The 24,176-nt window shown below is 47.6% G+C and carries 16 protein-coding genes; 7 read left to right on the forward strand and 9 right to left on the reverse strand.

Annotated elements, in window-relative coordinates:
• Nucleotides 1-94 precede the first annotated feature (94 nt).
• The gene (locus QZ918_RS28620; RefSeq protein ID WP_293155525.1) at nucleotides 95-250 is read right to left on the reverse strand and encodes a redoxin domain-containing protein; all 156 of its coding nucleotides are present in this window, start codon (nucleotides 248-250) and stop codon (nucleotides 95-97) included.
• Between the two features lie 480 nt (nucleotides 251-730).
• Here QZ918_RS28620 and QZ918_RS28625 point away from each other — a divergent pair, with 480 nt between their 5' ends.
• On the forward strand, nucleotides 731-922 hold the full coding sequence (locus QZ918_RS28625) for an Asl3888 family RNA-binding protein (RefSeq protein WP_194066729.1): 192 nt from the start codon (nucleotides 731-733) through the stop codon (nucleotides 920-922).
• A 104-nt stretch (nucleotides 923-1,026) separates the two neighbouring features.
• Here QZ918_RS28625 and argH read toward each other — a convergent pair whose 3' ends face one another.
• The 6 genes from argH to QZ918_RS28655 form a co-directional block, all read right to left on the reverse strand.
• Entirely contained in the window at nucleotides 1,027-2,412 is a 1,386-nt protein-coding gene (argH, locus tag QZ918_RS28630; protein ID WP_293341345.1) for an argininosuccinate lyase, read from the reverse strand.
• Between the two features lie 314 nt (nucleotides 2,413-2,726).
• The gene (locus QZ918_RS28635; RefSeq protein WP_293341348.1) at nucleotides 2,727-2,966 is read right to left on the reverse strand and encodes a hypothetical protein; all 240 of its coding nucleotides are present in this window, start codon (nucleotides 2,964-2,966) and stop codon (nucleotides 2,727-2,729) included.
• Nucleotides 2,956-4,443 carry a PP2C family protein-serine/threonine phosphatase gene (locus tag QZ918_RS28640; RefSeq protein WP_293155513.1) on the reverse strand — a complete coding sequence of 496 codons (1,488 nt, stop codon included), beginning with the start codon at nucleotides 4,441-4,443 and terminating at the stop codon, nucleotides 2,956-2,958. Before QZ918_RS28640 ends, QZ918_RS28635 begins: the two co-directional genes overlap by 11 nt.
• A 490-nt stretch (nucleotides 4,444-4,933) precedes the next feature.
• Entirely contained in the window at nucleotides 4,934-6,637 is a 1,704-nt protein-coding gene (gene ftsY, locus QZ918_RS28645) for a signal recognition particle-docking protein FtsY (protein ID WP_293341351.1), read from the reverse strand.
• A gap of 119 nt (nucleotides 6,638-6,756) precedes the next feature.
• Entirely contained in the window at nucleotides 6,757-7,389 is a 633-nt protein-coding gene (gene nusB, locus QZ918_RS28650) for a transcription antitermination factor NusB (RefSeq protein ID WP_293341354.1), read from the reverse strand.
• Nucleotides 7,390-7,758: 369 nt separating this feature from the next.
• Nucleotides 7,759-8,484 carry a DUF502 domain-containing protein gene (locus QZ918_RS28655; RefSeq protein ID WP_293341357.1) on the reverse strand — a complete coding sequence of 242 codons (726 nt, stop codon included), beginning with the start codon at nucleotides 8,482-8,484 and terminating at the stop codon, nucleotides 7,759-7,761.
• A 724-nt stretch (nucleotides 8,485-9,208) separates the two neighbouring features.
• Here QZ918_RS28655 and QZ918_RS28660 point away from each other — a divergent pair.
• Nucleotides 9,209-12,007: a Vgb family protein gene (locus QZ918_RS28660; RefSeq protein WP_293341359.1), complete on the forward strand. Its 2,799-nt coding sequence runs from the start codon at nucleotides 9,209-9,211 to the stop codon at nucleotides 12,005-12,007.
• A 726-nt stretch (nucleotides 12,008-12,733) separates the two neighbouring features.
• Nucleotides 12,734-15,556, forward strand: a complete 2,823-nt coding sequence (locus tag QZ918_RS28665) for a PAS domain S-box protein (protein ID WP_293341362.1) — start codon at nucleotides 12,734-12,736, stop codon at nucleotides 15,554-15,556.
• 117 nt (nucleotides 15,557-15,673) lie between these two features.
• On the opposite strand, the gene QZ918_RS28670 is transcribed toward QZ918_RS28665, so the two are convergent.
• Both QZ918_RS28670 and QZ918_RS28675 read right to left on the reverse strand, forming a co-directional pair.
• Complete coding sequence (locus QZ918_RS28670; protein WP_293155489.1) at nucleotides 15,674-15,910, reverse strand: hypothetical protein; 237 nt, start codon at nucleotides 15,908-15,910, stop codon at nucleotides 15,674-15,676.
• A gap of 618 nt (nucleotides 15,911-16,528) precedes the next feature.
• The gene (locus QZ918_RS28675; RefSeq protein ID WP_293155487.1) at nucleotides 16,529-16,723 is read right to left on the reverse strand and encodes a hypothetical protein; all 195 of its coding nucleotides are present in this window, start codon (nucleotides 16,721-16,723) and stop codon (nucleotides 16,529-16,531) included.
• A gap of 382 nt (nucleotides 16,724-17,105) precedes the next feature.
• On the opposite strand from QZ918_RS28675, the gene QZ918_RS28680 reads away from it, so the two are divergent.
• From QZ918_RS28680 to QZ918_RS28695, 4 genes are all read left to right on the forward strand, one after another.
• Nucleotides 17,106-17,450 (forward strand): STAS domain-containing protein, encoded by a 345-nt coding sequence (locus QZ918_RS28680; protein ID WP_293155482.1) that lies wholly within the window; start codon nucleotides 17,106-17,108, stop codon nucleotides 17,448-17,450.
• A 154-nt stretch (nucleotides 17,451-17,604) separates the two neighbouring features.
• Nucleotides 17,605-20,511 (forward strand): TIGR03960 family B12-binding radical SAM protein, encoded by a 2,907-nt coding sequence (locus QZ918_RS28685; protein ID WP_293341365.1) that lies wholly within the window; start codon nucleotides 17,605-17,607, stop codon nucleotides 20,509-20,511.
• A 1,061-nt stretch (nucleotides 20,512-21,572) separates the two neighbouring features.
• On the forward strand, nucleotides 21,573-23,933 hold the full coding sequence (gene rne, locus QZ918_RS28690) for a ribonuclease E (RefSeq protein ID WP_293341368.1): 2,361 nt from the start codon (nucleotides 21,573-21,575) through the stop codon (nucleotides 23,931-23,933).
• 2 nt (nucleotides 23,934-23,935) lie between these two features.
• A complete protein-coding gene (locus tag QZ918_RS28695; protein ID WP_293341371.1) occupies nucleotides 23,936-24,067 on the forward strand; it encodes a hypothetical protein in 132 nt (43 codons plus the stop codon).
• Nucleotides 24,068-24,176 lie beyond the last annotated feature (109 nt).

Raw genomic sequence — 24,176 nt, forward strand, 5'->3', positions numbered from 1 at the left:
ATTATAGCGTTTCTAACTGGAGTTTCTTGGTCAACCTCGACATCGAGGAAGCGCAAGCGCTAAGAAAGAACGCTTAAAGCTTATACCGTAGAGCTTACCTAGGTTTACCTAGGTTTTTATAAGCGGTGTTATCCCGAGGATAAAAATAAAGTACAACTCGCCGCCCTCGAAAATCTGCGAGGCCCACAAGTTGGCCGGCAGCGTCGGGCAGGCTGAAGACAGGGGCTACGTCACCAGGATTTAGTGTCATTTGTGGTATTTGTCAAGAGTTTTTAGAATATGTTCGCAAATAAAAAATATTGCGTCCCGATCGCGCTCGGCTCAAGATCGACTTAAGAAACTCTCAGTCGAGGGACTGTTCTTGTCGATCGGTAATAGTGCCGGGTGTGATATAATCGTCATCGGTCTAAAATTGAGTATAACTAGACAACGTAAAAACTCGCACTCCTTTAGTTGAGTTCGCAGTCACACCGATCGGTGTTGCGGTTTAGGAAAGCTCGCATTTGAACAAAGCCTAACTACATTAAAGAGAATCGATCGAGTACGGTAGGGTATACCGGAATTCACGATTGGGAGAAGACACCTCTAAAGCGACTGGAGCAATCCTGTCGGAAACAAGTGACTTTGCCCAAGCAAGAATCTCAGTAACAAACAAGTGCTGAGAATTTCAACCCGAAGAATCCCCGAGCCGAAAGCTTGGGGAATGTCAATGTTTATTAGTGAGGTCAGAATGGCTAAGCGCCGCAATCTCAAGAAAGAGAAGGCACAACGAAATCAAGCATACGCTCGCAAATTTCGCAAGCGGAGAAATCAAGATATGTTCTCCAACAAGAGAAGGCGATTTGACGGCGGCAACGGCGGCGGGATGGGCGCCATGAGCGGCGGCGGACGGGACAAAGATATGGCTGCTGCTGAAGAGTAATATAGTCAGGCTATCTGCCCAACTTAGAACCGAGAGTGCAAAACACGATCGTTCTAAGGAGAGATAGCCATCATGAATTTGCCCAAGAATTCAACGAGGATAGTTTAGGCGATCCGATCGCGCGCAGCAATCAGTGATTTTCTCACTTGTTCAAATCCGGTGCCACCGTAACTATTGCGAGCAGCAACCACTTGAGTCGGTGCGATCGCGCTATAAATGTCTGTATCAAAAGCTGGGTGCAAGTCTTTCCACTCCTCAAGTGTCAAATCTTTGAGGAGTTTGCCCCCCGACAGACAAGTTTTAACAACTTTGCCCACGAGGTTGTAAGATTCCCGGAAGGGAACGCCCTTAGCAGCCAAATAATCTGCTACGTCTGTAGCGTTAGAAAAGTCTTCTGTAACGGCAGCAGCAAGGCGATTGCTGTTAAACGCGATTCCTTCCCGCAGCAAAATCGTCATTGCTTCCAAGCAACCTTGTACAGTTTTGACGGTATCAAACAAAGCTTCTTTATCTTCTTGCAAATCTTTGTTGTAGGCCAAAGGCAATCCCTTCACTACTACAAGCAAGGCTTGCAAATGACCGAAAACCCGCCCCGCCTTGCCCCGCACCAACTCCGGCACGTCGGGATTTTTTTTCTGGGGCATGATGCTAGATCCCGTAGCGCAGCTATCTTTGAGCGTAATAAATCCAAATTCGTGAGAAGACCACAAAATCATTTCTTCTGACAAGCGGCTCAGGTGTACCATAATCAAGCTGGCGGCTGCGAGAAATTCGATCGCAAAATCTCGATCGCTCACTCCATCTAAGCTATTAGCATAAACCTGGTCAAACTCCAAGAGTTCTGCGCTATAGTGTCGGTCGATCGGGAAAGTCGTCCCCGCCAGCGCGCCGCAACCCAAAGGCGAAATATTCACCCGCTTCAAGACATCGCCGAGGCGTTCCCAATCGCGATCGGACATTTCAAAATAAGCTAACAAGTAATGAGCTAAACTGATTGGCTGAGCGCGCTGCAAGTGCGTGTAACCGGGGATTAATGTTTCGACATTGAGTTCTGCAATTTCGAGCAAAACCCCTTGAAATTCCCGCAATTGCTCGCGAATTTCTGCGATGCGATCGCGCAAATACAAACGAGTATCGGTGCCGGCTTGGTCATTTCGCGATCGGGCCGTGTGCAGCTTTTTGCCCGCATCCCCGACGATATCCGTCAGGCGCTTTTCTACAGCGAAGTGAACGTCTTCTGCATCAACTCCGGGCACAAAAAGACCCTGGCGGTATTCGCGGCGGATTTGTTCCAAACCATTGACTAGCTGTTCGCCTTCTGATGCGGAAATAATCCCTGTTTTGGCGAGCATTTTAGCATGAGCGATAGAACCGGTCAAGTCATACTCAATCAGTTCTATATCGAAGCCAATACTAGCATTGAATCGGGCGATCGCTGGGTGCAGCGCCGACTCAAATCTTTGACTCCAAGTTTTCGGTTGTGTGGTCATTGCTGAAGGTAAAACTAAATTATATCTCTATTGCAGAGCTCTATAAAAACCGATTCTTAGGAAGGAATGCAAGTCTTCCGGTTCCTAGGAAAGAATGCAAGTCCTCCGGTTCGCACTCAAGAATGCCAATCTCTCCTCCCAGATTTGGTCAGAAAGGACTAAGGTAATTACTACAAACTTTTTATACCTGTACAGGCACTAAAAAACTGAATTCTAGACTACAAAATCACTAAAATTATGCTGCATCAGAAAGGAATAAAGTCCTGACTCCGAACCTTTGCAATCCCTTCCTGATGAATTGTTAGAAAATAACTCTAAGGAATAATCCCTTTAAGGAACCAGCCAACGAAAATACCTATAATAAAAGCTCCTATTTGACCTGTCGAGACAAAATTGTTCCAAGCTTTCTGGATATTTGTAAATACCTCGTAGCTTTGACCCAAGATCACAGGGGAAGTCAAATGGGATTTTACAACTAACAAATGAACGGCATCATGCCAATGAATCGAGCTTGTCAATCCAGTAATAATTTCCGGCATTAAATTAACTATCATGGTGATTTTCTCCTGTGGTCGGTGTTACCCTAAGTACAACCAGTGTCATGTCATCTTCATTGCGGTTGCCGATGCCGATAAACTGGTGAACGCGATCGAACAAATAATCCAGAATTTCCTCAGACTGCTGATAATTTTGACAAGCCCACTGAAAAGCCGCTGTCAAGTTATCCTCATCAAAGCGATCGCCCCTTTGATTAGCAGCATCAGTAAATCCGTCTGTGTAATAAATAATCGTATCACCAGGCTGCAATTGCACGTGGGCTTCTTGGTAGCGCGAATCAGCATCCAAGCCAATCAACATTCCCTCCAAAGTATCTAGCCGAACAATCGAATTAGTTGCAGCTTGCCACAACAAAGGCGGGTGGTGAGCAGCATTACTGTAAGACAGAATGCGAGTTTTCGGATCGTACTCCGAATAAAACAGAGTCACAAAACGGTGAGAATTCTCCAAATCCGCGTGCATTACCCGGTTTAAATGTTGCAAAATTCTCGCAGGCGAATGGCGGTTCAAAACCTCCGCCCGCAGCATACCCCGCGTCATCGTCATCAACAGGCCAGCCGGTACCCCTTTGCCCATCACGTCGCCGATGACAATGCTCCAGCGACCCTTGTCGATTTTGGACTTGAGATTTTTAATCAGGGATGGGGGGTGTTCCCCCTCATTCTCCTTGCCGATCGGGTCATAGTCAGCGGGAATAAAATCATAATAATCACCGCCGACTCTGCTAGCAGTTTGGCAGCGGGCGGCCACATCAAGACCGGGAATTGTGGGACAACTGCGGGGTTGCAGCCGCAATTGAATTTCTGCCCCAATTTCTAACTCTCTGTCCAAGCGTTCTTTTTCGGCCAACTTCACCGTCAGTTCGTCTTTGCAGATTGCCACAGCGGTTTGATCCGCCACCAAACGAACTAATTTCTGCCTGCCGGGAGTCCAAATATATTGTGGGTCACTGCTAAAAACAAACAGCCGTCCGCGTTCCAAATTCTTGACTAAAATTGGCGCCCCAAACAAATGAACATCCGGGCCCAAATAACGGCCGACTTGCAAATCGAGACTAGAAGTTTGCCCGCTTGTTTGAGAAAAAGATTCACCAGCCGCGCCCGCACCTGCTGTAGCTTGCCTGGTGGCTATTTCCAGCGCTTTCCGCATATCTTGGCACTGCCGTCCTTCCTGACAGTGCAACTGCTGGAACCTGACTTGACCGTTGGGTTTGAACAGCACTAGGGCTCCCCCGTCGGCGTCGGTAACGCGAGTTGCCACCAAAGGCACCAACTCCAAAAATTGGTTGAGATTGTTAAAACTACGCAGGGCAAATCCCAGCGAACCCAACATATCTTGAACGTTGTGCTGGTATCGGTGCAAGCGCGCTACCAGTTCTTTGAGGGCAAATACTGGCGTCGCGTCGGTGGAATTGCGACCCGTAGGGCGGTCAGCAGGTTGAGGTGAGGGGCGAGGCAAGGGCACAGCAGTCATTTTATATTGGTGATTTTCGATCTTAAAAGGAGATTGAGTGAGTGAGGAATTACGTACCACACGAACAGAAATCCGGTTATTTTTCGAGCAAGTAGTTTTGGCAGTATGCCATTGGTGCGAATTTAAGCCTGAAATCCTCAAGAAATCTCGTTTATAGCTGAGTCTAAATCCCCCTTAATAAGGGAGACTTTGAGCCCTTCTGAAACTACTTAATCAAGGTATGTAGTTGGGCTTTAGCCCTCTTTAGGCGTATAGATAAAGAGGGCTAAAGCCCAACTACGTACCTAAATTGATGGCGCTTCGACGATCGCAAGCAAGCAATAACAGAAGGTTTAATGTTTCTAGATGTTTAGTTTTCACTCGCCCGGTGGCCGTCGGCGCAAGTCCTGCGATCGTAGTTTGAGGTTAAGGATTCGATCTGTTGAAGCTCTGTATCCGCTTCCCCAAATCGGGATGGCTAGAGATACCTCATCAATCTAAAATCTAAAATCTAAAATCTAAAATCGAGTAGGGCTTCCACAAATTCGTAACTAGAAAACGGGCGCAAATCTTCGATGCTTTCCCCCACTCCAATAAACCGGATTGGCAGACCTAGCTGCTGCACTACTGCTAGGGCAACACCACCTTTAGCAGAACCGTCAAGTTTTGTCAATACTACTCCGCTTAATTTTGCCGATTCAGCGAATACTTCTGCCTGTCGCAAACCATTTTGACCTAGGGTGGCATCCAAGACCAGTAGAGATTCTACGGTAGCGCCGGGGGCTTTTTTGTCTACAATGCGACGGATTTTACTTAATTCGTCCATCAGATTTTTTTTGTTTTGCAGGCGGCCTGCGGTGTCTACGATCAACAATTCTGTGCCTCGGGCGCTGGCGGCGGCGATCGCATCAAACACTACAGCAGCCGGATCGGTATTTTTCCCCTCGTTGGCAATAATTTCGACACCGCTGCGGGATCCCCAAACTTTGACTTGTTCGACGGCGGCGGCGCGGAAAGTGTCGGCGGCGGCAATCAGGGTTTTGTAGCCTGATATTTGGGCGATGTGGGCAAGTTTGCCGATCGTCGTAGTTTTGCCCGCACCGTTAACTCCTACAATCAACCAAATGTTGAAAGTGTCTTTTTCCGGGGCAAAAGTCAGGCTGTAGGCGGGATTGCCAGCGGCGGTTTCGGCTGTCGGAGCGTCGAGAATGTCGCGCAGGATGCTTTTGAGAAAGGCTAGAGCCTGTTCTGGCGGCAAGACTTCTTTTGTGAGTCTTTCCTGGAGGCGCTTAATAATGATGTCGGTGGCGGCGACTCCGACATCGGCTTGTAGGAGCAAAGTCTCAATTTCGGCTACCGCGTCTTGATTGAGCGGGCCTTGACCGACGATCGCCTTTAGTCGATTAATTAAGCTGCGGCGGGTTCTTTCCAAACCTTTCCGCAGTTTTTGCAGCCAACTGATTTCCTCGACGGATACTTGATCTGGCCGCCGCCCTTGACTGGCGAGGATTTCAGATGACCAGAGGAAGCCTTCGTCAAAGGCAAAACCGGGAATTTCTTGGATAATTGCGGCTCTTTCGGCGGCGGCTGCGATGACTTCTGGTTCCTCAAGGGCGGTTTCCTTGAGGCGTTCGATCCGATCCATGCGATCGGCTTGAGCTCGGGCCCAAAACGGCAGGGCTTCGGCTGTAGAGTCTTCAGATGCGATCGACTCTGTGTCTGCAAGCTCAGTTGCAGGTCGATCGGTTGCTATATTTTCTGCTGTAACTTCTAATTTTTGAGTAACAGGTTGAGGCGCGATCGACTCAGGGGACTGTAACAGAGGTTCGGGAATCTCTACTGAGCTTGCTGCTTCTGGATCTTGGCCGTCGCTACTTTCATCTTGCAGTGATGGTGAAACTTCTGGAACTTCTGCAACAGTTAGTGCAGATTCTGCAACTTCTGCAACTTCTGTTTCGGCTGCTGGAACTTCCGCCGGTGCTGTTTCAGTAACTTCTGTTTCAGGTTTTTGCTGTTTTTGAATATTTTTGTAAGCAGCTTTAGCCCAATTGAGATAATCCTCAGCTACAGCGGGGGAAGTTTCCTCAACTGCTGCATCTGTTTGAGGCTCAACCGGTGCGGATTTTGCCGCCTCATCTTGGGGCTGTTCGGGGGGAGTTTCTGGTTCAGAAGATCCGCTTTCGCTGTACTGGCGACGAAACCAATTAAATACCATAGAAGTAAATGGGGAAATAGAGAATAGTTATCAGTCATTTAGCCATCAGTCCTTAGTTTAGAGCGGATTGTGGATTGTGGATTGCCGATCGCTAATGACTAATGACTGCTGACTAATGACTACTGACTTACAACTTCTGCATTGATTTTATCGACGACTCGGCGGAGGACTCCGTTGATGAACCGATGTCCTTCATCACCGCTGTAGCGTTTTGCGAGTTGGACGGCTTCGCTGACGCTGACTTGTTCAGCTAAGCCGAGATAGAGGATTTCGGCGATCGCGATTCTCATGATATCTCGATCGATCCTGGGCAGGCGATCGATTTGCCAGTCTACCAGGGCTTCGGAGAGCAACTCGTCAATTTGAACGCGGTTGGCACTGACTTTTGTCAGGATTTGCAAAGCATAGGTACGGACATCTTGCTGGTTAGCTAGCTGGATCAGTTCCGGAAACTCCATTGCTGAACCCAGACGGTTGATGGCGGTTTGGGTGAGTTCGAGTGCTTCCCGCACCATTGCTCTAGCACTTTGTATATCAGCGGCCCGGAGTTCGCTAGCCAGGAGTTTGTCGCTACCCCGCTGCACTTCGGAGGATGCTGCTTCTAGGGATTCTTGAACTTCTGCCGTCAGGGTGCGGATGGCCGCGAGGAGAACATCTTGCAGTTTCTTGGCTTCTAAGAGTTCTGGATTCGCCGGTAGTTGGCTGATGCCGAGGAGTGCGAGTTCGCGTGAGGTTTCGCGTGCTTTTTTCATATTTTTTAGATAGAACTTGGGACTTTAGGAATTTCCGAATTGTTGAGATTGCTAAGCGCTGGTTGAGAGCATAGACTTGGACTTTAGCAGAAAAACTCCCAAAAAAACCTGCCGTCAGTAACGATTGTTTCTGGGCAGGTTTTCGACAAATATTATTTGTGATGGGGAAAGTTTGCGCGCGATCGAAATCTAGACAAAGCGAACAAAAGGCTGTCGTCTAAGCTCTACTCAATGTCAATTGTATATTTGCTGAAGATTAAAAATCCTCTCCCCCTCTCCCTCTCTCCCTCTCTCCCCCTCTCCCCCTCTCCTCCTCTCCCCCTCTCCCTTTCCAACACCGCACACAATCTATATTCACAAAACCTTTGTCTAATCTTCTTCGACTGGTACAGGTTGGTATCTTGATTCGGATAGCAAGGGTTCGAGTGTTTTGCCGGGGGGTTTGTCGGAGGTGACTGCAATTGAGTTGCTGGGGTTGACGATGCCGCCGGAGATGATGACTTTAAAGGCATCTTCGATCGACATTGACAAATTAACGACATCTGATTCCGGGACAATAGCGTACCATCCGGTGGTGGGGTTGGGAGTGGTGGGGATGAAAATGCCGATCGGGCTTTCGCCGGAAAGATGAGACGGAATGTCGTTACTCTCGATCGTACCGGTCACAAAGGCCAAAGTCCAGATTCCCCGCCGGGGATACTCTACCAACACCACCCGGCGAAATTTGTCATTAGATTTGAGGATAGTTCCCAGCAGTTGTTTGAGGGTTTTGTAAACCGAACCCGCTAGGGGAATGGCTTGCAACAGGCGTTCGCCAAAGTCTAGCAGCCACTTCCCGAAGATGTTGCGGGCCATTAAACCAATGACTAAAATGCTCAGCAGGGGTACAGCCAGCCCTACTAACAGATTTAGCAGGTTGACCAAAATCGGGTGGAGTCCGTCAAAAGGATTAATCTGCTTGGGAATTTTGGTAAGAAAATTGATCACCCAACTGGCGACGGTAATTGTCAGCCAGATGGTGGTAGCTAAGGGTATCACTACCAGCAGACCTGCGATCAGGTCATTTTTTAAGTCTTGTTTGATGCGTTGGAGCACGGCGGGTCAATTCTCCTCGTAACTGGCTGCAATAACCTGAATAAACTTGAGAATAAAGCAACTGCACGGGCTTTACTGAAAGTTACTGTGGACGATCGTCTTCTCTGCTGCCAAACCCTACGCTTGCCGAGCGCGGAAGAGTTGGGTAACGGCGGTGCTATATCTATATTTTAAAGAATTATTGCAGGCAAAGCGCCTGATTCTAATATACGCGGGCTGTGCAACAGCCAACCATATTGTATATTTTAAGACATTTTGGCTCGAAATCAACGAATTAGCTGGCTTTGTTGGGGCGGCGGGAGTCGGGGGGATTTCTGTAGGGGGCTTGTGGGCTGCTTCGAGAACACATGAATTTTGAGCGTGGGGTTGGCTAAAGCAAGACCTTTGGTGATTGTACGGCGATCGCGCCCGCTCCCATCGGACAATCTATAGTTTTTGATAACTTGACAGAAGTGCGATCGAGAAAGGTGAGAGATTTTACATTAAATGTTTCTCAAATGCCAGCTACTTCTTAAACTATTTGACTCCGTTAAAAAATGGATGCCGTGCCACGTAGACTCCTGATTGGAAGGTCAAAAAAATTACACCAAAGTTCCTAATCCCAAATTCAATTCTGCAAGTAAATCTCCAATCTCAAATCTCAAATCGATTGACTATTCTTTGAAAAACCGTAAAATATAGTCAAATTTATCTGCGATCGCGGGAATCTCGCCAATAATAGCTTATGTTGAATACAGCCAGACTGTTTGAAGCAAAACCTCTTCAGGGAAATATTGCGGGTGTTTCAGCAGAAATACCAGACTTATTTGGCAGTAAGTTCGTTAGCGAAGCCATCGTAGAGGATCGCCTAAATCGATTGACCCAAATTGCGATCGGGGATACGAATGTTTTATTTGATACCAGATCGGATGTAATTCAAACAGCAGATTGGGCTGCCGGTGCTAATGGTAGTGCGATCCTCTACGAGGGCTTCGCTAACGACCTTTTTGACCAAATCACCGACTTCCGGCTGCCGCACTCACCAGACGACAATCTTAAAGTCGATCGCAGTCTAACATCCCAGACCGATATCTCAACTCAACTTCAGAGAGACGAACTGACAGGGATGGATTTTGCTGGTAGTGATGCTGGTAGCGATGCCGAGCGATCGCAATCCCGAACTGCTGCGCTATTACCTTCAGAAAAATGGGCTTTCAATTTCCCAGATTATACCATCGACCACCAAGGTTTAAACACACTCAATATCAAAATTGGTTACGGCTTAAAACCCGGAATTACCAAAAATGAATATCCCGATTTTGTGCCAATCTACAAAAGTATTGATAACTTCCTAGTTAACTATCCCAACGAAACGGACACCTGGGAAAATATCAACAAAAATCTGAGTCAAAAAGTGCTAGACGAAAATCCGGCACTAACAGATGTTACCATCCAACTCGAAGTTTTGCCAACCAACAGATTGCCCTACGAACGAGCAACTACAGTTTTCCGGAGTCGTGTCGGTCAACTCAAAGAAAATGGCAACCTTTCCTTGAAAGACTACGCAATTAATCACCAAGGATTGAACAAGCTCAATCTTGATGTTGATTATCAGTACAAACCGGGGATTTCCCCAAACGAATATCCCGATTTCCTGTCAATCTTAAAGAGCATTGATAACTTTTTAAGCAAGTATCCCAATGAAACAGATTTCTGGGAAATTGTCAATAAAAAATTGACTCAAAATATCCTCAACGAAAATTCTAGCTTGGCAGCAATTAAGATCGATTTGAACATTTTGCCAAGCCAAACATTACCCTATAACCGCACCAGCAAAGTTACTCGCACTCAACCCAGCAATCCTCAAGGAACTTTCCTCGTTGGCAATACCAGAAGCAATAATGTGCTGCGGTTTGACGGCAATACGGGCAATCTTCTAGGCGAATTTATCCCAGCGGGCAGCGGCGGTTTGTTTAGTCCAGATACAATTCTTTTTGGCCCAGATGGCAACGGCGACGGTAAGCCGGATATTTACATTGCCAGTGGCGACAAGCCAGGCAATTCCGGACAACCAACAGCATCTGCCGTATTGCGATATGACGGAGTTAGTGGCAAATTTATTGACAAATTTGTCGGCGACAATCCGAACACTACTGCTGATGAAACTGGCGGATTGTCTCGTCCTTACGGTTTAGCTTTTGGTGCCGACGGTAATTTTTATGTCAGCAGTTTTTTGACCGATCAAATCCTGAGATACAACGGCAAAACTGGACAATTTATTGATGTATTTGCAACGGGCAATCAGCAAGCGGGAGGATTGAATGGGCCGAACAATTTACTGTTTGCTCCTGACGGCAATTTGTACGTGACAACGCAGGGGAGTGTTGCTCGTGACGGCAAAGCTGATTTTAGTGCAGGTTTCGCCAGCCAGGTGCTGCTTTACAACCCGCAAACAGGGCAGTCAAGTATCTTTGCTTCCCCCGATCCTTCGCCTCAGAGTCAGGGATTTGTGAGTCTTTTGGGCATGGCAATCGGGCCCGCTGACAGCGACCTTTACGTGAGCGATTTTGCTAACGATATCAGGCGCTACAATTTAAAAAGTGGGGATTTGGTCAAGGTTTTATCTACCAATTATACTGATACTTCCCCCAGTAGCAATTATGTAGGTGGTTTGGCATTTTCGCCGATCGGCAATTTGTTGGCAGTTGGCTTTGACAACCGCGCCAATGCTAACAATGTTGGTGCGGTTTTGCGGTACAATGGCAAAACTGGGGAACCGCTGCCAATATCGAGCAATCCTTTGTCGAGTAACAGTTCTATTTTTGTCCCTCCCGACAGCAAGTTACAGCGTCCGATAGGAATTGCTTTCTTTCCTTCCGATGCTAAGCTGACCGAGAAGTGGAATTTTACAGCGGCAAATTACCCAATTAACCATCAAGGGTTAAACAACCTAAATCTTGATGTAAATTATCAGTACAAAGAGGGCATTCAAAATTATCAGTATCCCGATTATGTGCCGATTTACAAGAGCATTGATAATTTTTTAGTTAACTATTCTAACGAAACTGATTTTTGGGAAATTGTTAACAAAAATTTGACAGAAAAAGTGCTTGCCGAAAATCCAGCAATTTCTTCGGTGACGGTTGATTTGAATGTTTTGCCGACGAACCAATTGCCTTACGATCGCAGCAGTACCGTTACTCGCACTACAAATGGTAAATTAGGGGAAGCCTGGGATTTCAAGATTCCTAATTATTCGATCGCTCACCAGGGTTTGAATAACCTGAACATTGATGTCAAGTATCAGTACAAGCCAGGAATTACGCAGGCTGAATATCCCGACTTTGTGCCGATTTACAAAAGCATAGATAATTTTTTGGTTGATTATCCAAATGAAACGGATTTCTGGGAGATTGTGAATAAGAATTTGACGCAAAAGCTGCTGGCACAAAATCCGGCTTTGGATTCGCTGGAAATTAGTATCGAGGTTTTGCCGACTAACAGATTGCCTTACGAACGAGCTAGTATTGTGTCGCTGGCTTAGCGTCTAATTCAATACGGTTAACTTAACGATTTTTGACGAATTTCACTTCGCGATTTTCTAGGCAATACAGGCATTATTTGCCAGTTAGATTGTTTTTAAGTTAAGCGTATTGGCTTCAAATTGTTTTTTTTGTGGACAATTATTGACAGGGAATACATTCCTTGCTAAGGTGTGTGTAATTCAGTAGGTTGCGTAGAAACGGAGTTTTTGTGCATCCAGAACGAACGGATTTAAATTGTCTGTTGTGGTCAAAAAACATTTTTTTGAAGAAACTGGGTTTATGAATTAAAGCGAGTTTGCAAAGATCTATCTTGGGATAGATGGGTCTGTTTCAGGCAATTGCTATAAAATAGTCCAGGCTTTAGGTGGGTTAAAAACCCGGTTTCTGGGTTAAGATCGATCGCTCATAGGATTTGAAATTTGAGATTTGAGATGGGTAATGACTTATTCTGTATGGGTTTGCAGTTTGCCTAAAGTTGCATTATTTTGTGAAACGGGTATCACAGATTTTGCGTAGAAATCGGGTTGTTCTGTGTTTGGAACTAAGAAAGATAGTTGTTTTGCGATCGAAAATCTGGATGCAGTCGCTTTCCTGGCGCAGAGGTTCCAGCAGTAAGCTGAGTATTTTTTATCTTTTCTTTAGAATGACGATGGAAATTAGGTAAATAATGGAAGTATTCAAGGATTTTTGATTGCATTTTTCTGTAAATATATTAAGGAATTTTTGTGAAAACCCTCAATATCCTCTTAGTAGAGGACAGTCCCCTAGATGCCGAGCTGATTGAGGCATATCTCATGGATGGCGGTCTAGACTTTTGTTTGCTATGCGTGGAAACTCGGGAAGATTTTGCCGTAGCGCTTGAAAAACACTGTGTTGATATTATTTTGGCAGATTATATGCTGCCTTGTTTTAACGGGATAGCAGCGCTGGAAATGGCCCGCACTACTTGTCCGGGAGTGCCGTTTATTTTTGTGTCGGCTACTTTGGGCGAGGAAGTGGCAATTGAGACTTTGAAAAGCGGGGCTACAGACTACGTTCTCAAACGGCGTTTGACGCGGTTGGTTCCGTCGATCGAGCGAGCCCTGCGGGAAGTTAAAGAACGGCTCGATCGCAAAGCAGCTCAAGCACAGCGTCAAGAAAGTGAAGCCAGATTTCGGATGATGGCAGATACCGCGCCGGTGATGATTTGGATGTCGGATATCGATCGACTTGGCGATTACTTTAACAAAGTTTGGTTGGAGTTTACTGGTAAAACTTTGGCGCAAGAAATCGGCCTCGGTTGGATGGAAAGCTTGCACCCTGACGACTTGCCAAAATATATGGATGTTTACCGGAGAGCCTTCGACGCCCGCAGCGAGTACCGGATCGAGTACCGCTTGAGGCGCTATGACGGGGAGTACCGCTGGGTTGTGAGTACGGGGGTACCCCTGTACAGACCCGATCGCACTTTTGCCGGTTACATCGGTTCTTGTATCGATATTAGCGATCGCCAACAGGCAGAACAAGAACGTGTTATGGCTTTGTCCCGGGAACAAGCAGCTCGCAAGCAAGCAGAAGAAACAGCTCAAGCGCTACTATCGGCTAACGCTCGAATTACTAACATTATCGAAAGCATTACCGACGCTTTTGTTGCCTTCGATTCAAACTGGAACTACACATATATTAACCACAAAGCTCTTGAGCTTTTAGGCAAGTCACAAGTCGAACTAATTGGGAAAAACATTCGGGATATTTTTCCCAAGATTGTGGATTTACAGTGCTACGAAATGGCTACCAAAGCATTAGCGGAAAAGATGACGGTCGAGTATGAAGAATTTGTACCTTTATTGAATAAGTGGTTGGAAGTGCGTTTTTATCCTTCCGATTCTGGTTTGTCGGCTTACATCCAAGATGTGAGCGATCGCAAGCAATCAGAAGCAGCACTCAAAGCCAGTCAAGAAAAGCTGAGAATGTTGGCAGAATCTAACTTGATCGGAATTCTCTTCGGCGATGTTGACGGGGGCATCAGTGAGGCTAACGATGAATTTTTGCGCCTGGTTGGCTACACGCGGGAACAGTTGCAGCGCGGGGAACTCCGCTGGATTGACATGACACCGCCCGAGTACCTACCACTGGACGAAATCGGCATCGCAGAGGCAAAGGCCGAGGGCGTTTGCAGTCCCTACGAAAAGGAATACATTCGGTCTGATGGCAGCCGGATTCCGGTGTTGGTGGGGTATATTTTGTTGGGGGAAAAGAGACAAGAATCAGTTGCTTTTATTCTCGATTTGACGGTTCGCAAGGAGTTGGAAAAAGAACTGCACGATCGAGCCGAGGAATTGGCACGGGCGAACCGGATTAAAGACGAGTTTCTGGGAACTTTGTCCCACGAATTGCGGACGCCGTTGAATGCGATGCTGGGATGGGCGCAACTGCTGCGCCACCGCAAGTTTGATGAAAAAACGACTGTTAAGGCTCTGGAAACGATCGACCGCAATACGCGATCGCTGGGGACGCTAATTGAGGATTTGTTAGACGTGTCGCAGATTATGACCGGCCAACTGTCGCTGAATTTGCGGTGGGTAGATTTGATTTCGACTGTTGAAGGTGCTATCGATACTCTCGCCCCGGCGATTGGGGCAAAAAATATTGAAATTGTGACGGATTTCGACCAAACTGCGGGGCGGATGTTTGGCGATTCCGGCCGCTTGCAGCAGGTGGCGTGGAATTTGCTGTCGAATGCAATTAAGTTTACTCCTGACGGAGGACAGGTGAGGGTGGCGCTGCGTAAAATGGAGAAAACGAGTATCCCCGGACAATCCGCCTGTTGTGAAAATTTGTCACCGCCTAGTGTGGAAATTGAAGTCAGCGACACGGGACAAGGGATTCGGGGAGAGTTTTTGCCGCACGTTTTTGAGCGCTTCAGCCAAGCTGACAGCTCTACAACGCGATCGTACAACGGATTGGGTCTAGGTTTGGCTCTCGTGCGCCATTTTGTGGAAATGCACGGGGGAACAGTGCAAGTAGAATCGGCTGGCCAAGGACAAGGAGCGAGCTTTTTCGTTAGATTGCCAATTAAACAGCCAGAGGGCGACAGCGGATTTTCTGTTACCGGGGCTGGGGAGTTTTTGGTTCGAGAAACCCCGGCCAGATCCCCTATAGATCCGTCTTTTGTTAGCAGCAACCTTTTGGGAGTGCGGGTGTTGGTGGTTGATGGCGACGGGGATTCCTTGGATTTTGCGCGTACAGTGCTCGAAGATTGCGGAGCCGAGGTGGAGACGGCTGTCTCGGGAATGGAAGCCTTGGAAGCGATTTCTAGGCTGAATCCGGATGTGTTGGCGATCGATCTTGGGATACAAACCGCTGAAGGAGAGGCTCTGCTGCCGCAAGTGCGAGAGCAAATGGGGGACAGGGAAATTCCGGCGGTGGCTTTCACAGCTTACGGTAGGCTGGAGGAACGGGTGCGGGCGCTGCGACAGGGTTTTCAAATTCACCTACCCAAGCCTCTCGATCCTGCTGAGTTGGTGGCGGTGGTGGCAAGTTTGGTGTCGCGGGCGATCGATTTTTGATTGACTTGGCAAGGATGGAAATCCCCACTAAAAATTAGTTTTCTTCCATTCGGGCGATCGTATCATATTAACGATCGATGGCCAATGACCAATTAGATTAACCCAACCGTTAATGGCTCAATCCCCTTCGGCAATTTGGTTTGACACCCACTCGTTTATGCCTTCAGGGCCAATAACATAACGATAATGAGTAGAGCCTCTAATAATTACTTTGATTTTTTTGGGACTGATTTTTTCGCTTTCAATAGTTAGGGAGCCGTGACCTGTTTCTTGCCAAGCCTGTATCAGCAAGTTCTCGATTTTGGCAAATAGACTGCTGACTGAAGTTTCCCTGCTATCTGGTTTTCTTGACATATTAGATTGGTTGAGATACAAGTTGACAGACTCTCTCGCCACTAAGACGCGAGCTTCTCTATTTGAGCTATCGGCGCCACTTGTTCTTTTTTATGCAAATTCCCTATACTTTTTACAATACTTTACACAACTGGCGAACTGACGTAATTTATATGGTATCCGATCGATTAACCCCAATAAGTAAGGTTCGTAGTGCGGACTTCAGTCCGCGGCTTTTTGCGGACTGAAGTCCGCACTACAAACCATTTTTTTAGGGTAATGCACCGCAGATGATATGAGTAGTCTCTCGCTGGAGGAGGAGTGAAGTCCGAACGATCGAAGCAATTTAATGATAGTCGTGCCAAACCAGATTTCTGTCTCCGCCCAGGTAACAGCAATCAATCATAAATTACTATTACAGCTCATTTGTCAAGCCCCAAAAGTTAGATATTTAATTTAAGTCAAAGTATTTTTTTGATAGTGAGGTTAACAAACCATCGCCTCAAATGTCAAGCTCATCAACTGGGTGCGAGCTTTTAAAAGTACCGTGCCGGGGTAAATGCTTCTGAGACTCCCGTCTTTCCCACCGTGCAAGGATTTTTTTTCAATCTGTGATTTTTCCGCGCTCTCCGGTTCCAACTATCTACTAGATACCAATTGCACCCGGCCAGCATCCATTTCATCCATTAATAACTCTAAAGCCTCATAATCAATATCCGAGATGTAGCCCAAACGGGTCAGCTCGTTGTTGATTTCGTTTTCAATGTCAGGCGTCAACTGCTTAATGTAGAGGGCTTTTTCTACAAGTTGACGAATAGCATGAGTTGCTTGCATAGTATATCGGAGAACTCCGTACAGTATTATTGTCATCTTAACAGTCGATGGAGTGAGTGATCCAAATCAGAACTAACCAGTGATTTCAATTACATTGCTCGGTTTAACCTAACAGCTAGGGTAAGGTCGATCGCAATCTTTACGATTGCCAACACTAAACCTCGTCGCACAAATAAAAAATAGTATAGTAGCTTACCTTTACTCCGTAAATCTTGCATAAACTTTTATAAAAAAGACTAAATAAATAAAGATTCAGTAAACCACTCAAAACTACCGGTCGGTTTTCCTCAGGTAGGGTTACGCTCGTAGGTGTCAAGTAGGTTTAGGCTTACCTCCGTCCAGTACGGTAGTTGAAAATACGTAGCAACCATAGGTTTGATATATGCAGACACTTCTTGTCCATAAACCAATTACGGTGATTCGACCCCTAGACCACCTAAATGCAGCCACAGCCGGAGAATTCACAGAGCAACTAACCACAACAATTTCAGCCCCTGGAGTAGTAGCGGTACTCGTAGATGTTGGCGCAGTAACATTTATTGACAGCGCGGGTTTGATGGCATTGATTTCCGGCCTCAAGCAGGCGAAAAAAATGGGACGCAGGTTTAGTCTGTGTTCAGTTACCGCCGGAATTAGAATGATTCTGGAACTCAGCCAACTCGATCGAGTTTTTGAGATATTTGAAAATGTCGAAAGCTTTGAAGCAGCAAACTCTTGTCTTGTGTAAACAAGCACTTCTAGAATCTACTCACCGGTGAAAACAAGTAAGCAAACACAGCAACTTCAGTTAAAGGCCTCCAAAGAGATAGGACTGCCGTTGGCGTATTGGCAGATTTTAAGGTAGGCTGCTTAAGAGTCGCAAGTATTTAGCGAGTCGAGCCGTGGCAGTAAAAGTCGAAGAATTACTTACAGCAGAAATCAATCAGCCTGCTCGTTATCTAGGAAACGAGTTGGGGGCTGTCCGCAAGCCTTGGGATGGGGCGTCTGTACGCTGGGTGCTCACATATCCAGAAGTGTATGAAGTTGGTGCTTCCAATCTGGGACACATCATCCTTTACAATATTTTGAATGCTGGGCCGAGACAGTTGTGCGATCGAGCTTATTTGCCGGCACCAGACTTAGCAGCAAAACTGCGATCGACCAAAACTCCCCTGTTTGCTGTAGAATCCAGGCGATCGCTCACAGAATTTGATATTCTCGGCTTCAGCCTCAGCTACGAACTCGGAGCAACAAACATTCTGGAAATGCTGGATTTAGCCGGCATTCCCCTAACTTGGAAAGAAAGAGCGACAAATGCCCAAAATGGTGGCGATTTGCCGCTAATTTTTGCTGGCGGACAAACCGCAACCTCCAATCCCGAACCCTACGCTGACTTTTTTGACTTCATCGCTTTGGGAGATGGAGAAGAATTGCTGCCAGAAATTGGCTTGATTTTGGCCGATGGCAAAACTAATAATTTGAGCCGAGAAGCTTTGTTGTTGGATTTAGCGCAAATTCCCGGCGTTTATGTGCCCCAATTCTACGATATGGCGGCAGACGGTTCTGTTCATCCCAACCGCCCGCAAGTCCCAGAAAAAATTCTGCGCCGCGTAGCAACTCCCATACCAGCTTATTCGATCGGGCTAGTACCCTACGTTGAAACAGTACACGACAGACTGACAGTCGAAATTCGCCGGGGATGCACCCGCGGCTGTCGCTTCTGTCAGCCGGGAATGCTGACTCGCCCCGCCCGCGATGTGGAACCGCAGCAAGTCGTAGAGGCGATAGAAGAAGGAATGAAAGCCACCGGGCACAGTGAGTTTTCCCTGCTTTCCCTGAGTTGTTCCGACTATCTGGCACTCCCGGCTGTCGGGATGGAAATCAAAAACCGCCTCAAAGACAAAAATATCTCTCTGTCTTTACCCAGTCAGCGGGTTGACAGATTTGACGATAATATTGCCGACATTCTCGGCGGTACGCGGCAAAGCGGTTTGACTTTTGCCCCGGAAGCCGGCACGCAGCGGATGCGCGACATCGTTAACAAAGGTTTGACGAATGAAGAATTGTTGCGGGGTGTCAAAACTGCGGTCGATCGCGGTTGGGATAAAATCAAGCTGTATTTTATGATCGGTTTGCCGGGAGAAACCGATTTTGATGTTCTGGGAATCGCCGAAACAGTCCGCTGGCTGCAAAGGGAATGCAGGCTTAATGGTCGGCGGTCACTGAATTTTAACTTGACAATTTCTAATTTTACCCCCAAACCTCACACTCCTTTTCAGTGGCATTCGGTTTCTACTGCCGAGTTTTCACGGAAGCAAAAATTGCTGAAGGGTGAATTCAAAGCGATGAGAAATATCAAGGTGAATTATACCGATGTGCGGATTTCGGCAATGGAGGATTTTGTCGGTAGGGGCGATAGGCGTTTGGGCGCTGTAGTCCGCCGTGCTTGGGAACTTGGCGCTGGTATGGATGCTTGGTGGGAAAGCTTAGATCAAGCATACAAGGCTTGGACAAGGGCGATCGATGAATCGGGACTTACCTGGAAATACCGCCAAGTCGAAAGCGGCGAATGGAATCTGTTTGAGAAGGAAGAAGGAAGTTCGGCAACGAGCACTGTACAAGATGTAACGGATAGAATGAAGAATGAAGAAGGAAGTTCGGCAACGAATTCTGTAACGGATGTAACGGATGTCAGTCCGATGGAAGTCGGAAGAAGGAAGAAGGAAGAAGGAAGAAGTACAAACTCCGCCAATCTCCCAATCTCCCAATCTCCCAATCCCCCAATCTCCCAATCCCCCAATCCCCCACTCTCCCCCTCCCACACTCTCCCCGTGTTTCTCGATCGACCTTTACCTTGGGATCACCTAGACACGGGGATCGACAAAAACTGGCTGAAAATTGACTTGCAAAAGGCTTTAGAAGCAGCGACGGTTCCTGACTGTTCCTTTGAAGGGTGTTCGCGGTGCGGGGTTTGCGGCACAGATTTCGGACACAATGTGGTTGTGGATGCCCTGCCAATTCCGGAGTTTGCTGGGGAATTCGTGCCGAATACAGAACGGAAACAGCGTTTTCGGGTTTGGTTTGGGAAGGTGGGCGATATGGCTTTGGTTGGTCATTTGGATTTGCTGCGATTGTTCGATCGAGTTGTCCGTAGGGCTGATTTACCGATTTCGTTTACTGGCGGCTTCCACCCAAATCCTCGGATTTCTGTGGCAAATGCTCTGCCTCTGGGCGTTACCAGCACTGGGGAAATTGCTGATTTTGAACTCACTGAGGCGATCGATCTTGAGATTTTTCGGGAAAAATTGGTGGCAACTCTGCCGGAAAATATTCCGATTTACAAAGTTGAGTCGATCGACCTCAAAGCTCCTTCTGCCAGTCAGTTGTTAGAAGCTGCGGAGTACGTCATTACTGTGGCTGCAACAGGCCTGTTGACCGAAAATGGCGAATCTGACCGGGATGATTCTACTGCTGTCTCCGTCGCAGATACTGCCAATTGGGAAGCTTGGGTGCAGGCGATCGCCGAAACAGAGGCTTTTTGGCGGGTGCACACTACTAAGTCGGGAAAGACGCGGGATGTCAATTTGCGCGATCGGCTGCACAAACTCGAACTTGTTGAGCAGAAACCAGAAAACAGCACCTCCGGTAAATCCGAAGGTACAGCCGTCTTGCGCTATACCGGCAGTTGTCGCAGCGACGGCAACTTGCTCAAGCCAGAACATCTGGTTTTTATGCTCGAACAAGTAAGCGAGCAACAAATTCAGCTTGTGCAGGTTCAACGCAGTCAGCTAATCCTGAGTTATTGTTAAGATAGGGAAGCTAAGAGTGGAATATTTCACCCGGGGTTCCCTATCGGGATGTATCGTTTTACGCTATAATTGCTTGTTATGGAAGCCGCAGCGGCTTGAGCGCTTTTGTCGCTCGTCGCTAAAAGTCAACCAGCAACGCGGGCTGGGTGCAAATTGCTTCTGTTCAAGACTTCAAGCCTTTTTGTAGATTCACGGGCTAAATCTAGCGCTAAACCCGCAGGAGCAGGGCCTGAACCAAATTGATGGATTAATTTCGATCGATCGAGTGGTTGTCGATCGTCGGCTTACTCAAAAATCTCATGGTTCAAGCCGCAGAGCGGGTATTCAACAATAGATGTTTTTGACCTCGATCGAAAACGGATACAAGCCCGGACTTAATTCGTGGAGAACCCCAAATTTTAGACCAAGGTTCAAGCTCCCAGATTCATCTGCGCTTGTAAATCTCAAATCTAAAATCTCAAATCTAAAATCGACTGACCAGGTTTTAGGGTTGGCAGGGGCGGAAGTTCCAGTCGAATGCCAAGAGTAGAATCTGTTGAGTGCGATCGCGCAAGAATTCAACAAAAGTCCTTACGCTTTCACTCCTACTTACTTTCGCTCAAAACCAGCCCTCAACCACGCAAGCAGAGTTATCAGTTCGTAGTGTTAAGTTGTGTGTTCAGTTGTGTGTTAAGAAATTGGTGAGAGTGTCGCTGAATTTATTCCCTGAGTTCAAAGGAAGAGTTGCAAATGTTGAATTTTGAAGTATTGAGGAAAGCAATTCTCAACTTAAAACTCAATATTGCTAACTCGATAAAAACCTCCTTATTTCTATCTCTCAGATTTATCTGTCGAGCATAACTCATAACTCTCGATCGGGCGGGTTTAACTACTTTTTTATCTGTAACAGTGAACAGTGAACAGTGAACAGTGAGCAGTTAAATTGCCTTCCACCCTCCACCAACTCACAGCTAATAACTCTTCAAGCTACTACTACTACTACTACTAATTACAGTTAAAGTCAGAGGCACTCAGAGGGCGTTAGTGTCTCTAACTTACTGACAGTTTTTTGAGGAAATTGAATGACAAAGCAGATAGTTATAGCAGAGCAGCATCGTATTGCTGCCGTTTTTTCAGAAGATCAAATCCAAGAACTCGTGGTAGCCACAGGCAGCCACCAAGTCAGTGACATTTACTTGGGAATTGTCGAAAATGTACTCCCTGGGATAGATGCGGCTTTCGTCAATATTGGCGATCCAGAACGCAACGGGTTCATGCACGTCACAGACCTCGGCCCGCTGCGGCTCAAAAGATCGGCAGGAGCAATTACAGAACTCTTGACCCCCCAGCAAAAAGTGCTGGTACAGGTGATGAAAGAACCGACGGGCAGCAAAGGCCCGCGGCTGACAGGCAACATTACCTTACCCGGGCGATATTTGGTACTGATGCCCTACGGCAGGGGAGTCAATCTTTCACGGCGCATCAAGTCGGAAGCCGAGCGCAACCGCCTCCGAGCCCTGGCTATTTTGGTGAAACCGGCCGGGATGGGGCTGCTGGTAAGAACCGAAGCCGAAGGCATGACTGAAGAAGCCATCATGGAAGATTTGGAAGTGCTGCAAAAGCAGTGGGAAGCTGTTCAACTTGAAGGTGGTTCCACGCGGGCGCCGGCACTGCTCAACCGCGATGACGATTTTATCCAGCGGGTGCTGCGGGATATGTTCAGCGGCGACGTGAACCGGATTGTGGTGGACTCGCAAAATGGGATTAAGCGGGTGAAGCAGCAGTTGATGAGCTGGAACGGCGGTAAACTTCCTGCGGGAGTTTTGATCGACCACCACCGAGAGCGCGCCTCGATTCTAGAATTTTTCCGCGTCAACGCTGCGATTCGAGAAGCTCTCAGACCGAGGGTAGATTTACCTTCTGGCGGTTATGTGATTATTGAGCCGACGGAAGCGCTGACGGTAATTGATGTTAACTCTGGCTCGTTTACTCGATCGGCAACAGCTCGCGAAACTGTACTCTGGACAAATTGCGAAGCAGCCACGGAAATTGCCAGACAGTTGCGACTGCGGAATATTGCCGGGGTGATTATTGTTGACTTTATTGACATGGAATCCCGCCGCGATCAGTTGCAGGTGCTGGAACATTTCAATAAAGCTCTCAAAGCTGACAAATCTCGACCCCAAATCGCTCAACTGTCGGAATTGGGACTGGTAGAACTCACCCGCAAACGCCAAGGTCAAAATATTTACGAGTTGTTCGGCCACAGTTGCCCTACTTGCAGCGGGTTGGGTCATCTGGTGCAACTCCCGGGCGAAGAGGACTTCGGCGCAGCGGTGCGGGAAGCAGCCGATCGCACTGTGACTTCCTCCAACCGACTGATGTTGAATTTGCCAGAAGGATTGGAACGCCGCAGCTTGGCGCCTGTAGCTGCTGCAACTGCTGCACCAGTCCGAGAAGAACGTTCCCCCGAACTCGCTCGGGCTGCTTGGGAACCTCAGAGCGAAAATTTGGATTTTGTTGAGACCGGCGGCAACGCCTCGGCTTTGGACTTGCTCAACCATCCCAGCTATCAGGATTTGGGCAACGGAACCAGACGGCGCCGCCGCCGCCGGATTGGTGAAGAGCCTTTTGCTGTCACACCAGAGGAGGAACCGGTGCGTAGCAAGTTGCGGCTGCCGAATACTTCGAGTGCGCCCGTCGCGGAGACACGCTCCGAGTATCTGGCACCCCCCGGCATCCGCGCAGCTTCCGAGGGCTTCGGGCTGGTGAATATGTCAACTGTTGGCAGGCGCGAGGAATTCGATCGCGTGCGGCCAACTAAGTCTGAGCTGCTGAAGCCGATGGTGGAGCCTCCGGAGGTGATTTCGGTGGAAATGACGCCAGAGGAGCAGGATGTTTATGCTCTGATGGGGGTTTCTCCTTTGGTGCTAACGGATCGCAGCGTCAAAAATCCTAAAAATGCGATCGTTTCGGTGACACTCCCCGGCGCTGGGCCGAATAAGCCACCTTTTGAGCAGCTCGAATTTGAATTTGAAGCGCCTGCCCCAGCACAGAATGTTGAGGAACAAAATTATTATTCAGAAATGTCGGTTGTTGAGCCGGTATTTGCTGAGGATGACGATGACGATGATGCTGATGATGAGGCTGAAATTTACGGCGCAAGTTCGATCGACGAAATCGATGATTTTGAGCCGATGGAGGAAGCCGACGATGTGATGGCTTTCTCGAATCAGCCGAATAAGCTATATGAGTCGATCGAATCCTATGAGCCGATCGAATCCTACGAGCCGATCGAATCCCACGAGCCGATCGAATCCCACGAGCCGATCGAATCCCACGAGCCGATCGAATCCCACGAGCCGATCGAATCGAGCGAACCCGAGGAGCCTGCGATCAACAGGCGCCGCCGCCGTCGCTCCTCTGCTGTTTTGGATGAGTGATTATGAAGGAAGAAGGAAGAGGGAAGAAGGAAGAAGGAACAAAGAAGAAGGAAGAGGGAGGAAGGAAGAAGGAACAAAGAAAAAGGAACAAAGAAGAAGTAGAAATTTTTACTCTCTTCCCCAAATGTATTTAAATAATCTTTGCCGATAACTTCTGCGGCAGTATAGCCCACAGCTTGCAGCATACAGTCATTCGCCCGCAGGATTTTACCCTGACGGTCGATCGCCACAAAAAATATCGGA

Origin of the sequence: Microcoleus sp. CAWBG58 (genome assembly GCF_020883045.1) — a bacterium.
Lineage (GTDB): Bacteria > Cyanobacteriota > Cyanobacteriia > Cyanobacteriales > Microcoleaceae > Microcoleus.